This window comes from Flavobacterium sp. GT3R68 (assembly GCF_007109225.1).
GTDB lineage: Bacteria > Bacteroidota > Bacteroidia > Flavobacteriales > Flavobacteriaceae > Flavobacterium.
Genome location: NZ_VJZK01000005.1, coordinates 178,545 through 194,571, shown reverse-complemented (window position 1 = coordinate 194,571; position 16,027 = coordinate 178,545). Strand labels below are relative to the sequence as shown.

Here is a 16,027-nt window from a genome sequence, read left to right as displayed (position 1 = left end):
GACCTCTGACCGCTCTTTTGTTACAAAAATCACATATTGGATTCTATTTTGTTATTTTTATAAAATTTCAAAAACTCAAAATCAAAATTTTTAAAACTTTCATTTACTGCACTTTATAGCCTAAAAAATTACATATTTTCTATTTTTCAAAATTAACATGACTTACTGTTTCTCCGTAATAAACCCCAATAAATTTAATCAAAAGATGTATTTCGTCGATTAAATCGTACATTTTGTCGAATAGTCGTGTTTTTTATCGAGTTTTTTAAACACATTAACGATAAAAGTATAATTTACCAGGATCAATTTCCTTTGTGACCGAAATTTATGTTTTTTCTACGCAGAAAACAATAAAAAGACAGACCCGGAATTAATAAATTATTGAACTTAATATTACTAAGAAAATGTAATATTATTATTGTCATATCTTATGAAACAGAATTACTTTTCGAGCGCCTTTGATTGTAAGTATTTTACTAAAAATTCTTACAAATCTATTTTCCTCACCTTTAAAGGAAGAAAAAACAGCAATAACATATCAAAGATGTGGATGTTGCCAGCACTTTTAATGGCATTTTTGTTTGGCAATTATAGTTCTGCGCAAACCAGCACATACACTTCCTCTGGCACATGGGTATGTCCAGCCGGAGTAACGGCTATACAAGTAGAAGCCTACGGCCCAGGCGGTGGCGGAGGAGCTGGCGGAAGCACTAACGGATACGGCGGAGGCGGAGGCGGAGGCGGTGCTTATACAAAAAATACCTCAGTTACAGTTATTCCGGGCACCACGTACACTATCACTTTAGGAACACCTGGAGCAGGAGGAAATCCAGCAAACGGTGGGAACGCAACCGCAACAACAGCCACTTTTGGCGCAACTACGGTAACGGCAAATGGCGGATTTGGAGGATTAAGTTACACCAATGGCAGAACTGGGGGCGCGGGAGGATCTGGAGGAACTTTTGCTGGTGGAACTGGTGGAACTGGCACAGCCGGAAGCGGAAGCGGCGGCGGCGGAGGCGCAGCGGGAACCACCTCCAACGGAGGTAACGGAGCAGTGCCTACAGCCGGATTAAAGGGCACTGGAGGTACTATAGCTGGTAATGGAGGGGCAGGCACAACTGCCAATTCTGCAGGAGGCTCTTCAGGATTAATATATGGCGGCGGCGGCGCTGGCTCTACAAAAAGTTTTACGGGAGCACCAGGTGCCGGCGGGTATGTTGTCTTAACCTATACTTGTCCATCATCTGTTGCAGCTGCCGGACCAAACCAAACTTTAGCTGCCTGCGCTACGACAACTACTTTAGCAGGAAACACACCCCCTTATGGTTCAGGATTATGGACCGTCCAGTCAGGGACCGCAACTATTACAAGTCCTACCTCACCTACTTCAGGCGTAACGGGATTAGTGCCGGGTACAACAGCTACTTTAAGATGGACAATCTCGAATGGAAGTTGTGGTTCAACTATAAGTGACGTAATCATCACTGCGACAGCCGGGCCCGGATGTTACACCTATTGCACAGCGGGGGGAGCCAGTGCGGCAAGTACTTATATTTCTAACGTTACACTAAACACAATAAATCAAAATAATGTTGCTTGGGGCGGATATAGAGATTATTACCCTACCGTTTCCACAAACGTCATGGCAACAACTTCTTACTTAATCAGCGTAACCGTATATAACGGCACTACTTCTCAAAAAAATATCTCAGCCTGGATTGACTGGAATAACAACGGCGTGTTCGATATTGCTACCGAAACCGTATTATCTACTACCTCTACAGTTGCTTCAGCACAGAGCGTAACCTTAACAAATACTTTTAGCGTACCTGCAGGTGCGGTTGTTAACCTGACCCGCTTAAGAGTGGAATTGGCGTTCAATACGGAAGGCGCTGCAGCACCTTGTAATATTTTTAGCTTAACTGATGTCCAGGATTATAAAGTAAATGTTATAGCTCCTGCAGCTTGCGCCACTCCGACAGCACAACCTACAGTTTTGGTCTTAACACCAGCAAGTACGACTATCGCGGGTTCATTTACATTAGCAAGTCCTGCTGCCGATAATTATTTAGTTCTAATCAATACTACTGGAGTAGCTCCTGCACCTGTCAATGGAACAACTTATTCTGCGGGGAATGTTATAGGAAGCAGTACTGTTGTGGATGCTGATGGAAATAATACTTTTACAGCAACTGGTCTTTCCAGTTATACAATGTATTATATTTATGTCTTTTCATATAATTCTGCATGCACGGGCGGCCCATTATACTATACCACTTCTCCATTAAATGGAAGTACTAATACATTGGCACCAACGTATTGCACCTCTAACTATACTACAGGAACGTCCTATTATATTGGAAACGTAACTACTGCGGGAATCAATAACAGCTCCACAAATGCGGAAGGATTGCCCATGTTTGCGGATTATACTGCCATTATAGGAAATATGGTTGCAGGTAGTTCCTACACGTTCAACGGAACGATAAACACAGGCTCAAATGCAGCTACTGTTTACGTTTGGTTAGACTGGAATAAAGATGGAGCCTTTAACAACGCCGAATACCCTGCCGGAGAAAGATATACAATGAGTGGCTGTGGGGCTGGTTCTGCTAACTGTCCCGTGAGCGGTACGATTACCGTTCCAGCAGGCGCGCTTTCAGGAAATACCCGAATGAGGGTCTCCCTCCACAGAGATGCAGATACAGCTACAGCTGGTCTCGCTTGTCAAACTACCGCTGCTTATGGAGAAACAGAAGGTTATACTATCACAGTAGCCGCTGCTTCACCATGTACCACTCCTACTGCTCAACCAACAGCATTAGTTTTAACCCCAAGTGGTAATTCGATTGCAGGAACTTTTACAGCAGCAAGTCCGGTGCCAAATAATTATTTAGTTGTAATCAGCACGGTCAATTCTGCTCCTACGTTAGTAAATGGAACAACTTATGCCGTAGGAAACACTATAGGAAGTAGCACGGTGGTGGACATTGACGGTAATACTGCATTTACCGCATCAGGACTTATACAATTAACAACCTATTATGTATTTATTTTTTCATACAATTCTTTGTGTACGGGTGGCCCTTTGTACTATACTACTACCCCTTTGAATGGAAGCGCAGCAACATTAGGCGCCTCTTATTGTACTCCCACAGGAACATTAAATTGTACGGTGAATGACTACATCAGTAATGTAACTTTAAACACATTGAACAATTCTTCTACTTGTGGTGCAGGCGGCTATACCATATATGCTGCTACAGGTACACAAACCACAACTGTAACCAAAGGAACAAGTTATAATTTTAGCTTAAGCGTTGGTGCCGGTACCGGTACCCATGGCGCCGGAGTATGGATTGATTTTAACCAAAACGGTGTTTTTACCGATGTCGGAGAGTTTTTCCTTGTGAGTAATACTATTGCTGCAAATTCAACTACAACGATATCCATTCCAATTCCGATTGGAGCTATAGCCGGGGCTACAAAAATGCGTGTTCGATTTGCCTATAACACCTCCGTTTCCTCTACAATGAGCTGTACTACTGCAGGCACTTATGGAGAAACTGAAGATTATACTATCACATTAGCCAATGCAGCGCCGTGTGTTACACCAACTGCACAACCGACCGTTTTAGTTTTGACTCCTACATCGACCTCAATCGGTGGATCATTTACTTATGCAAGTCCGACAGCCAACAATTACCTGGTAATTATCAACACTACCAACGCGGTACCAGTTCCGGTAAATGGAACCACTTACGCTGTTGGCGGAACGGTAGGAGCAGGAAACACAGTTGTAGATATTGATGGGAACAATACATTCCTTGCATCCGGTTTAAGCTCCTCAACGACTTATTATATCTATGTATTCTCGTACAATTCATTATGTACAGGCGGGCCTTTATATTATACAACAGCTCCACTAAACGGAACCAGTGCAACTCTGGCACCGAGTTTATATTGTACTCCAAGTGTTACTGCTGGTTGGGAAAGCTGGAGTTACATCAGCAATGTAAGTTTTGTAGGTACGTTAAATGATACATCCAATAACTCCACATACACTGCTACTCCATTAGGATATCAGGATTACACAGGTTTACCAACAAAATCGACACAAGCACAAGGTGAAGGAGTAAATATTTTTGTTCAGGCAAAAAACACTTCATTCATGAAAGCATGGGTAGATTGGAACAAGGACGGTACTTTTGCTGATCCGGGAGAGCGAGTATATACCACCGGAACTGTTGCAACTTATTCCACTACTTTTGGTTTTATTATCCCTGGCGCTACAGCTGTGGGTGATTACCGTGTACGCATCAGAACTAACAGCAAAGATACAACTTCGCCATATGATGCCAATTCTACTTCAACCTTCACGCCATGCGGCAATATAAATTATGGTGGAGAAACAGAGGATTATTTATTCACTGTAGTGGCAAGTTGTGCTTCCTTAATAACAAGTGTTACTGACGGTGTCACCTGCGGGCCTGGCACGGTTAATTTAACTGTAACCGGATCGGCTGGAGTGAGTTCATACAAATGGTATTCGGCTCTTACGGGCGGTACCCTTATAGGAACCACAGCATCAGGTACCTGGACAACTCCATCGCTAAGCAGTACAACCACCTACTATGTTACAGCTATCAATGGTTGTGAATCATTGGTAAGAACGGCTGTTGTAGCAAATGTAAACCCGGTGCCAACATTGAATTTCTCTCCAACTAGCCCGACCATTTGCGGAGAGAATGCAGTAATTACATTGAATGCCTCAGGAGACAAACAACAAACGTATCTGATCAATGAGAATTTTGAAACTGGTGGTTTGGGCGTTTTCTCAAATACTAATTATATATCAAACGGAGGTGCAGTTGACCCTTTAACCATTTGGCAATCTCGAACAAGTACTTTTGTTCCTGCACAGCAAGTATGGTTTCCGGCTATTTCTTCCGGCTTCGGAACAAATAAATTCGTGATGAGTACTTCAGACGTAGGTCCTTATATCACACATAACGCGATTATTTCACCAACTGTAAATTCAACTAACTATTTGGATTTAACACTGTCATTTAAAGCGTTTTATTCTCGTTATTATATTGACGAAACAGCACTGACCTTAGATTACATGACCGTTGACGTTTCGACTAATGGTGGCGGAGCATGGACTGAATTGGCACGCTATACTGCGGATATCGGAATCGGTACCCGTTTTCAGGAGTTATCTTTCAACCTCAATGCTTATATCAATCAGCCAAACTTAAAAGTACGTATTCGTTATTACGGGGATTGGGTTGATGGTATCGCTATTGATGATGTGAAATTATATGGTTATGTTCCTTTGAACACCGCTTTCTCATGGACCAGCGATACTCCAGTTAACGCTTTCGCAGATTTTGCTTGCACCATACCCTATTCAACCGCCATTCCGACAGTGTACATCAAACCTACCTTGGCGCAATTGGAAACAGGTTCATGGAACTTTACCGCTATTGCTACTTTAGCTAATGGATGTTCTGCATCTCAGCCTATTACAGTAACTAATAATTCTAAAGTTTGGCAAACCACAGCGTCGACAGATTGGAATACTGCTTCTAACTGGAAACCGGCCGGGGTACCAACATCAAGTAATTGTGTGATTATTCCAAATAATACTATTATTTCGGGAAGCGGATATGATGCTTACGCCAAAAACGTGACAGTGAAACCTACAGGTATTTTAAACTTACAACCGAATAATAACCTAACCGTTACGGATTGGGTAACAGTAGATGCAGGAGGTACTTTTAATATAAAAAACAATGCCAGTCTGGTACAGATAAATAGTGTAGCCAACAACGGAATAGTAAATATGGAACGCATTTCCCAACCTATGTATATGTATGATTATACATATTGGGGGTCACCTCATACTACTGCTTCCGGATATACATTAGGGAATTTATCCTCCGGCTCTTCGTATAGATACACGTGGATTCCGTCAGTTGGCGGTGTAAGTGGTAACTGGACATACCTCACTGCAGGAACAGCCATGAATGCCGGTAAAGGTTTTATCGTTAGGGCACCTGATACGTATTCAAGTAATCCGGCCACCAAAGTTAACTTTACTGCTAATTTTATAGGCACACCAAACAATGGGGATGTCGCCACACCAATTACTTATGGAACAATGGGCGCCGGGGCTACCGATGATAAATGGAATTTGATATCAAATCCATATCCATGCGCGGTTAATGCAACTACTTTCTTAGGCTTGGCAAGCAATGTTCCTCTTATTGATGGAACCATCTATTTCTGGACTCATAATTCTGCTCCATCTGCTGCTTACCCTGACCCATTCTACGGTGACTTTGCCATTAACTATACCGCTACAGATTATGCGTCATGGAATAAACTAGGTGGAACTGGAACACAAGCTATCACTTTTGGACCTACACCAAGCGGTTATATTGCTGCCGGAGAGGCTTTCTTTGTGAAAAGCTTAGGAGTTGCCGGAAATGCAACCTTTAATAATACCATGCGGGTAACAAACAACAATAGTCAATTCTTCAGAGCGGCCAATCCAACAACGACCGCTGACAGCGAAGGAAATAATGATATTGAGAAACATAGAATCTGGTTGAATCTAACCAATAATTCAGGCGCATTCAGTCAGATATTAGTTGGGTATGCGCAAGGAGCCACAACAGGGATGGACAGAGACTTTGACGGAACCCGTTTCGGCGGAAATGCGGTTACCTTCTACTCTATCCTAACGGAAGCCAATTTAGGAATCCAAGGACGTCCGTTGCCATTTAATGATATGGATCAGGTGACTTTAGGTTTCAATGCGGCAGCTTCAGGATCTTACTCTGTTCGGATCGACCATATCGACGGTCTGTTTGATACTCAAAATATCTATTTGGAAGACAAATTGCTTAATGTGATTCATGATATGAAATCGGCTCCTTATGTTTTTTCAACGGAAGCCGGGAATTTTAACAATCGTTTCGTACTTCGTTACACGGACAATACTTTAGGTACAGATGTTGTTGATTTCGACACCACTGTTAAGGTGACTGTTACTGAAAAAGTAACCGTTCATTCCTCGAATCAACCTATCAAAAATATTGTGGTATTTGATCTATTGGGCAGAAAAATTGACAGTTATAAAAATATCGACAGTACTCAATTTACATTGAACCATTTATATAAAACAATGAATGTCCTGATCTTAAAAATCACTCTGGATAATGATGTGATTGTAACACAGAAAATAAGTTATTAAATAAAATTCAGACATAAATATTTCAGGTCCCAATTTTTGATTGGGACCTTTTTTTATATAAAAAATTTCACGTTGAAGAACTTAGACTGTTTTGATAAAAAACCAATTGACCTTTTAGCTAAAAAAAATAGTTATCAACAATAATATCTATCTTTTAATAGAAAAAAACCCTGTAATCAATGCCCCTAACACATATATTTAAAATATATTAACATTGATTTGCAAAATTTAATAATTACTTTATATTTGTGAAAACCTGACATTTTAACTACTAAAACTTATAGATTACAACTTTACTCCCAAATTCATGACACACTCCTACTCAAAAAAAATCACACAAAGATTAACTACGTCTTTATGTTTTCTTGTTTTTTTACTATTTAATCAGTGGAATAGTACTGCACAGATAACGGACACCTACACCGCTTCCGGCTCGTGGACCGTTCCAACCGGTGTTACCTCATTGACCGTGGGAGCATGGGGGGGTGGTGGCGCCGGAGGAGGATCTACAGTAAATAAAAATGGCGGTTCCGGCGGCGGCGGCGGCGGGTATACGACAGCTATTATTGCAGTAACCGCAGGACAAGTAATCCCTTTTACTGTTGGAGGAGGAGGCATAGCAGTCGTTGGAGCCAACGGTGGCAACGGTGGTAATACCACAATATTGACTTTAGCAGCGAATGGGGGAACCGGAGGTGCAAAAGACAAAGGGACTGTGGGTACAGGAGGAACTGCCTCTGGCGGAACCACTAACACAACTGGTACAGCTGGTACTGTTGGAGGTGTTGCAGGAGGAGCAGGAGGAGCAGGAGCAAATGGTGGCGCAGGAGGAACAGGTGGAGCAGCAAATGGCCCTGGCCTTGCAGGTACTATAATTGGCGGCGGAGGTAGCGGAGGCGAATATGATGCCGCGTCATCTATTAGTTACGCTGGAGGTTACGGTGCCCGGGGGCAGATAACCATTACTTACACTCAACCCGCTCCGGCAAACAATGATTGCGCAAGCGCCATTGCTTTAACAGTAAACCCAGCACTGACTTGTACAACCAGTACTAATGGCACAACTGTTAGCGCTACGCAATCAGTCGCAGGATGTGTAGGTACCGCAGATGATGATGTATGGTATAAATTTGTCGCAACAAGCACCAGCCATATTGTGACCGTTGTACCAACAACCTTAAGCGATATTGTTTTTCAGGTTTATAGTGGCTCATGCGCGGGTAGCAGCATTCTTTGCCATGATGGCGGAAGCGGTAGCAGCATGGAAAGCATGACTTTAAATAGCCTAACTATCGGCACTACATATTATGTGAGAGTTTACAGCTATTCAAGTGGTACGGGTCAAGGTACTTTCAATATATGTGTTACAACTGTACCCGCTTGTACCTCACCTACGACACAGGCGACCAGCTTGATTTTGACACAACCTGTAAATGGCACCATCAGTGGTACTTTTACAGCAGCAAGTCCTGTCCCATCGAATTATCTTGTTATCTATAATACAACAAATACAGTACCGGCACCGGCTAATGGAACATCCTATTCCATAGGGGGAACCGTTGGCGCAGGAAATACGGTTGCAGACATTGATGGAACCACCTCTTTTTCGGTGACAGGTTTAAGTAGCACAACGACTTATTATTTCTTTGTATTCTCATTTAACAGCGGCAGTTGCTCTGGAGGTCCTTTGTATTATACTACATCTCCTCTGACAAATAATGCGACCACTCCATTTTTTTACTGTACCCCTGCCCCTTCTAGTGTAGATGGGACCGGAATTACCAATTTCACGATGGGAACTATTAACAACACCACCGGTTCTGAAGCCGGGAATTATGGGAATTATACCGCACAAACAACTACCGGCACCCAATTACAAACCATGAACTTTAGCATCACCCTGTCTACAGGTTTTACTTATGGAACTATTATTTGGGTAGATTGGAATGATGATGGGGACTTTATTGACGCAGGTGAGACTGCCTACACGGGGCTTTCGACCAGTACTAATCCCACGACTCTTTCGGGAAACTTTTCGATTCCAAGTACAGCAGCTATCGGAAATCACCGTCTTCGCATTGGAGCAACCGACAATGATGCGGGCCCATCTTCTTCTTGTTACACAGGCAGCTTTGCCTCATTTGAGGATTATACACTTAATGTAACCGCAGCGAGTTGTGCCGGAATCCCAACAGCAGTTACTATTTCAGCAATAACCTTAACAACAGCAACAGTAGGTTGGACCGCATCATCTCCACTCCCTGCTGTTGGATACCAATACTATGTGACGACGTCCACAACACTGCCAACAACTGGAACTACGCCAACCGGAACAACTGGTTCAGGAGTTACAACGGCAAACCTTACAGGATTAACAGCTAATTCAACGTATTATGTTTACGTGAGAAACGATTGTGGCGGTGGGAACTACAGTTCATGGACTGGGCAAGTGGTTTTTTTAACTGGATATTGTCCTGCTACTTCTACAGGAACAACGTATTATATCAATAATTTTTCTACTACAGGAGGACCTGCTAATATCACTAACAATGCATCTGGATTCTCAGCAACGGGATACGGAAACTTTACAGCAAGCGCAGTAAGCCAACAACAATATGGTAGTATAAACTTCTCATCAGCATTTACAGGAGGAACTTTCGGTTGTAATATTTGGGTTGACTGGAACGATGACTTAGATTTTAATGATGCCGGAGAGAAAGTATATGCTTCAGCTTCATACCTGAGTGCTGCTACAGGAACGGTTACTGTCCCTGGTACTGCAGCGGTTGGAAATCACAGAATGAGAGTCAGAATAAATTTCTCTGCTACCGACCCATCTGCTTGTGGGTCAATTACCAGTGGAGAAACAGAAGATTACACTTTTACCGTACTTGCTTCTGCATGTTCAGGAATTCCGACTGCCGTTGTTATGTCTGCGGTAACGAACACTACAGCAACTGTCAGTTGGGCAGCTTCGGCTCCAGCTCCTGCTAGTGGCTATCAATATTTTTTAACAACTTCTGCTACAGTACCTACATCAGGAACAATTGCAACAGGGAGCACTGGTGCTGGCGTAACTACAGTTAACTTAACAGGATTAACTGCCGATACAACTTACTATATCTATGTTAGAAATAATTGTGGTGCGGGAAATTACAGCCCATGGACCACCCAGGTAATTTTTGTTACCGGGTATTGTGTAGCCAATAATTCTACGAATACGACCTATTATATATCCGGAGTGACAACTACTGGCGGGTCTGCAAATTTTACCAATACAGGAACTGGTTTTTCTGCTGGCGGATATATAAATTACAGTGCAACTTATTCAGTTTCCCAAAATGCCGGGTTAGGGTTCAGCATTACGGCTACGCATCCCTCAAGTACTTATGGGTATAGCGTATGGGCAGACTGGAACAACGACAACGACTTTAATGATGTGGGAGAAAGTGTAATCACCACAAACTATTTAAGTTCCCCTGCATCAGTAGGAACAGTAACGATACCAGCAGGAACACCTGCAGGAAATTATCGTATGAGAGTTCGAAATGCCTATCTCAACAACCCTGCTCCTGCTTGTGGAGATCAGGCGTACGGGGAAACAGAAGATTACAAAATCATCTGCTTAGGACCATTGCCATGCGCGGGTAATCCAACGGCTCTGACGGTCAATGTTACATCACAAACCACCGCTACCGTAAACTGGACCGCTGCAAGTCCTGTTCCTGCTAATGGTTACCAATATTATTATGCAACATCACTTACAGCTCCAATATCATCCACTACACCAACGGGAAGCACTGCTGCTGGGGTAACTACGTTGAATTTAACAGGCTTAACATCTGCAACCACATACTATATATGGGTACGTTCCAATTGTGGCGGGGGATTAGGACAAGGAGCTTGGGTGGGACCCGTAACATTTTACATGCCTAACTGTACCGTCGGATCAAGTATTGGAACAACTAGTTTAGCATGCCCAGCGGTTATTTCTGGCGGCTTGGGATTATTAGGTGCTGACCCTGCCGCTATTGACTGCTCTTCCGGCTCAAGTTGTGTAGACATCGAAGCAACCTATTTACAGATTGGAGAGACTACAGATTACACTGTGTCATCCATACCTTACAGTCCTCCTTATCAATTTGGATGTCTTCAAAACCCTGTCAGCGTGAATAAAGATGACGTATGGTCTCCTGTGATTAATTTACCATTTAATTTTTGTTTTTATGGAAATACATATAATTCATGTTTAATTGGATCTAACGGAATACTTTCTTTTAATACAGCAAGCGCAGGGGGCGGAACTGGATACTCATTCAGCAACAGCTTACCAAGTACGACCGGCGCATTATTTGCCAACACGATTTACGGCGTTTATCATGATATTGACCCAAGCAAAGGTGGTGAAGTCGGCTGGGAATTAATTACATTAAATACAGGCTGTAGAGCATTGGTATCTGCTTGGAAGGATGTCCCTATGTATAATGATAATTCTGTTTTATATACAGGAATGATGGTTTTATATGAAAACACCAACATTATTGAAGTATTCATTAAAAATAAGAGCATTGCTAATAACGATATTTCTCCATGGAATGGTGGTAATGCTATTGTAGGGGTACAAAACGCCGCCGGAACTCAAGCCGTCGTAGCCCCAGGAAGAAATGGTTTAGATACCAATTGGAATGTTACAAACGAAGCTTGGCGATTCGTTCCTGCAGGAGCTTCGATCACATCTTTAAAATGGTATGAAGGCGCAGGTACAACTGGTCCGGTAGTAGGCACGACAGACTCTATTAATGTATGCCCTGCAACAACAACAACATACACCGCAGAGGTAACCTACACATTGTGTAATGGCACAACATTAAAAGAAACCGAACAAACTACAGTAACGGTTAGTAAAAGTAAAATTTGGAACGGTTCTGTAAGTACTGATTGGAATGTGGGCGCGAACTGGACACCTGTTGGAGTGCCAACCAATCTGGATTGCGTGGTAGTTCCAATCACCGCGAACAATCCAATTGTCTCCAATAGTGCAGTAGCCGCTTATGGACGCACCCTAACTGTATTAAACGGCGCTATGCTAACCCTTAATCCTTCCAATACTCTTACTATTACCAATTTAGTAACAGTAAATTCAGGGGCTCAATTTATAATTGAAAACAACGCCAGCCTGATTCAGATTGACAATGTAACTAATGTCGGTAATATTACAATGAAGCGTAATACGCAGCCTATGTATCTTTATGATTATACCTATTGGGGATCTCCTGTATCAACTTTCACATTAGGTGCATTGTCTCCCGCCTCTAGTTATAAATATATCTGGATACCTTCAGTGGGTGGTGTAAGCGGCAATTGGATTTTGGCTGGTGCTGCCACGGCAATGACCGCAGGAAAAGGCTATATCGTCAGAGCACCAGACACGTACTCAAATAATCCAGCCATTAAAACTTCATATACTGCTAATTTTATAGGAGTTCCAAATAACGGAGACATTACTACCCCTATAACTTTTGGAAGTATGGGCCCAGTTGCAACAGACGATAAATGGAATTTATTGGGAAATCCATACCCGTCTTCGGTAAATGCAGTTACATTTTTAAACAATGCTACTAACAGTACATTATTGGATGGGACCATTTATTTCTGGACCCATAATACCCCACCAGCGGCCGCTTTTCCGGATCCATTTTACGGTGATTTTAGTATTAATTATACCGCTACAGATTATGCTTCTTGGAATAAAACGGGTGGAGTTGGAACTATCGCATCTACGGGCGGCCCTGCCCCTAATGGATTCATTTCAGCCGGACAATCGTTCTTTGTAAGAAGTCTTGCAGTAGCCGGTAGTGCTGTTTTCAACAACGGAATGCGTAGCTCGACTTATATTAACAGTCAGTTTTTTAGACAGGCGGATGCCACTGCTAGCAATCTGGACAACTCCGAAACTCAAATTGAGAGACATAGAATCTGGTTAAACTTTACTAATAACAGCGGAGCCTTCAGTCAGATTTTAGTTGGATACGTCCAAGGGGCAACTCAAGGTTGGGACAGAGGTTTTGACGGAACCAGATTCAGTGGAAATAACCTCACTTTTTACTCGATTATTCCTAATGAATCATTGGCCATCCAAGCACGTTCACTGCCATTTCACGAGGAAGACCAGGTATCTTTAGGCTATAATTCACATGATGCCGGAACATTCTCTATTAAAATAGATCATTTTGATGGATTATTTGAAGATCAGGAAATATTTATTGAAGATAAACTAATTGGTATAACCCATAATTTGAAACAAGCACCTTATGTTTTCACAACTCAAGGCGGAATTTTTGACAATCGTTTTGTCATGAAATACAAAGACAGTGCTTTAGGGAACGATCAATTTTCTTTGGACAATACAGTGAATGTCATAACTGGTCAAAAAGTTACCGTCTATTCCTCTCAGCAGGAAATCAAAAATATTCTTGTGTATGATGTGTTGGGTCGTAAGATTGACGAATATAAGAACGTTGCAGAGAATCAGTTTCTACTGAGAAACCTCGATCCTACTACGAATGCATTAATTCTTAAAATAACACTCAATAACGGAATCACTGTTACGCAAAAAATTATTTACTAAAACCATTGCAGTTTTATATAGAAAAGCTTCCAATTAAAAACTGGAGGCTTTTTTTATGTAGATTCAAAATACGACAATAGAAATTTGATTTTTATATAAAATGTATTATCTTTATACATATCATACTATTTTTCTTAAATTAGGCAATTAATTTGATTTTATTATGAAAAATCTTGTTAATATTATACTTTTACTTTTGCTGAGTGTAAACATTCCCTTGGCACATGCGCAAATAGGCATTGGAACCATCACTCCCAGAGGCGCTCTTGAAATCAATTCAACCACAAATGGACTTGTAACCCCTCAAGTAGCTCTTACGGCGGCCAACACCTCTGCCCCAGTTGTAAACCCTCAAACTGCAGGTGCTCCCATAGCCGGAACCGTAGTTTACAATACCGCAACAGCAGGAGCCGGTGCAACCGCCGTCACACCAGGATATTATTATTGGGATGGCTCACTATGGCTGCGATTAGCTACGGGAACTAATTCCGATTGGGCTGTACTAGGAAATGCAGGAACAGTAGCGGCAACAAATTTCATAGGAACTACCGATGCGATAGATTTTGTTGCAAGAACAAACAATCTTGAACGTATGCGCATTAAATCCAGTGGCGAAGTTGGCATTGGCACGTCAACTCCAGCCTCAAAACTTGATATTGCAGCTGCGGCAACCACAAATACCAATATAGTAAATGCGACTGGAAGCATTAATGATTATTTACAATTCAACATTCAAAACACAAGCAACGGAATACAAGCTCAAAGTGGCTATAATGCCACTGCTGACAACGGAACAGCCACTACTGGCTTTGTATGGTTAGGTATTAACAGTTCTACATTTAACTTTCCAACCTCTTATAATATAGGTCTTGCAAATGATGTCAGCTATCTTGGCAGCGGACAAGATATGTATATTGCCAATGCCAACAACACCAAATCGATAATATTTTCAACCGGCAAAGCCGCAACTCCTTTTTTTAACGAAAGAATGAGGTTAACCAATGCAGGTGACTTTGGCATTGGCACGTCAACTCCAGCCGCAAAACTTGATATTGCAGCAGCGGCAACCACAAATACCAATATCGTGAATGCGACTGGAAGCATTAATGATTATTTACAATTCAACATTCAAAACACAAGCACCGGAATACAAGCTCAAAGTGGCTATAATGCCACTGCTGATAACGGAACAGCCACTACTGGCTTTGTATGGTTAGGTATTAACAATTCTACATTTAACTTTCCAACGGCCTATAATATAGGTGTTGCGAATGATGTCAGCTATATTGCCAGCGGACAGGATATGTATATTGCCAATGCAAACAATACTAAATCTATTATATTTTCAACCGGTAAAGCCGCAACTCCTTTTTTTAACGAAAGAATGAGGTTAACCAACGCAGGAAGCTTAGGCATTGGCACGACCTCACCTTCCAATCGTTTGCATATTGTTAATGATGCTGATGGTCAGGGTGTATTAAGACTTGACAATGGTACCGCTGGTGGATTTGTAGGAATGTATTTCTATCAAGGAGCAAGTTATCGGGGTCATATTGGCTATGTAAACACAGGCGGAGCTTCAGGATTTGGAGGAAAAGGAGCCTACCAATTAGCCGCTGGGGATCGCCCGATAATTTTCAGTACCAGTTCGGGTTCTGAACTATATGTAGAAAGGGTGATTTTCGCCCAAGATGGCAGGGTTGGAATAAATACAAATCCCACAAACGCATCTGTAACAGTCCAACCGACATCAACTTTGCAAGTTAATGGTTCATTAGCAATAAAAGCTGCCTCAGTAGGTTCAACCTCAACATTAGCAGAAGATATAAGTAAAGTTATATTGTCAAACGGCGCATCAAACATAACAATTACGTTGCCAAACCCAAATACCTGCTCCGGACGTTTGATTAGTTTTAGCCGCAATGATTCCTCTACCGGTACCGTTACACTAGACCCAACAGGTACCAATAACATTCAAAATTTAAGCGGAACTGTAACAAACACAACAACAATTCCTTTGCATTCTGCGGGTGGTGCAGGTGTAAATGTTCAGTTTTGGTCGGACGGCTCCGTATGGTACAGATAAAATCAATGGAAAGTTAAGAAATTGCAAAAGAATTTCTGCTTTAAAT

At 42.0% G+C, this 16,027-nt stretch carries 3 protein-coding genes; all 3 read left to right on the top strand.

The genetic code is table 11. The features are described 5' to 3' along the window. The first annotated feature begins 430 nt into the window (after positions 1-430). The 3 genes from FNW07_RS10985 to FNW07_RS10975 all read left to right on the top strand — a co-directional run bounded on the left by FNW07_RS10985 (position 431) and on the right by FNW07_RS10975 (position 15,981). Entirely contained in the window at positions 431-7,267 is a 6,837-nt protein-coding gene (locus tag FNW07_RS10985; protein WP_126744429.1) for a GEVED domain-containing protein, read from the top strand. A gap of 307 nt (positions 7,268-7,574) precedes the next feature. Next, positions 7,575-13,895: a GEVED domain-containing protein gene (locus tag FNW07_RS10980; protein WP_126744428.1), complete on the top strand. Its 6,321-nt coding sequence runs from the start codon at positions 7,575-7,577 to the stop codon at positions 13,893-13,895. A gap of 163 nt (positions 13,896-14,058) precedes the next feature. Next, positions 14,059-15,981, top strand: coding sequence for a hypothetical protein (locus tag FNW07_RS10975; RefSeq protein WP_126744427.1), 1,923 nt, complete (start codon positions 14,059-14,061; stop codon positions 15,979-15,981). Positions 15,982-16,027 lie beyond the last annotated feature (46 nt).

Bases quoted from the DNA above. Each gene is read 5' to 3' on its own strand.
- FNW07_RS10985 (WP_126744429.1), top strand. From the start codon at position 431: ATGAAACAGAATTACTTTTCGAGCGCCTTTGATTGTAAGTATTTTACT.
- FNW07_RS10980 (WP_126744428.1), top strand. From the start codon at position 7,575: ATGACACACTCCTACTCAAAAAAAATCACACAAAGATTAACTACGTCT.
- FNW07_RS10975 (WP_126744427.1), top strand. From the start codon at position 14,059: ATGAAAAATCTTGTTAATATTATACTTTTACTTTTGCTGAGTGTAAAC.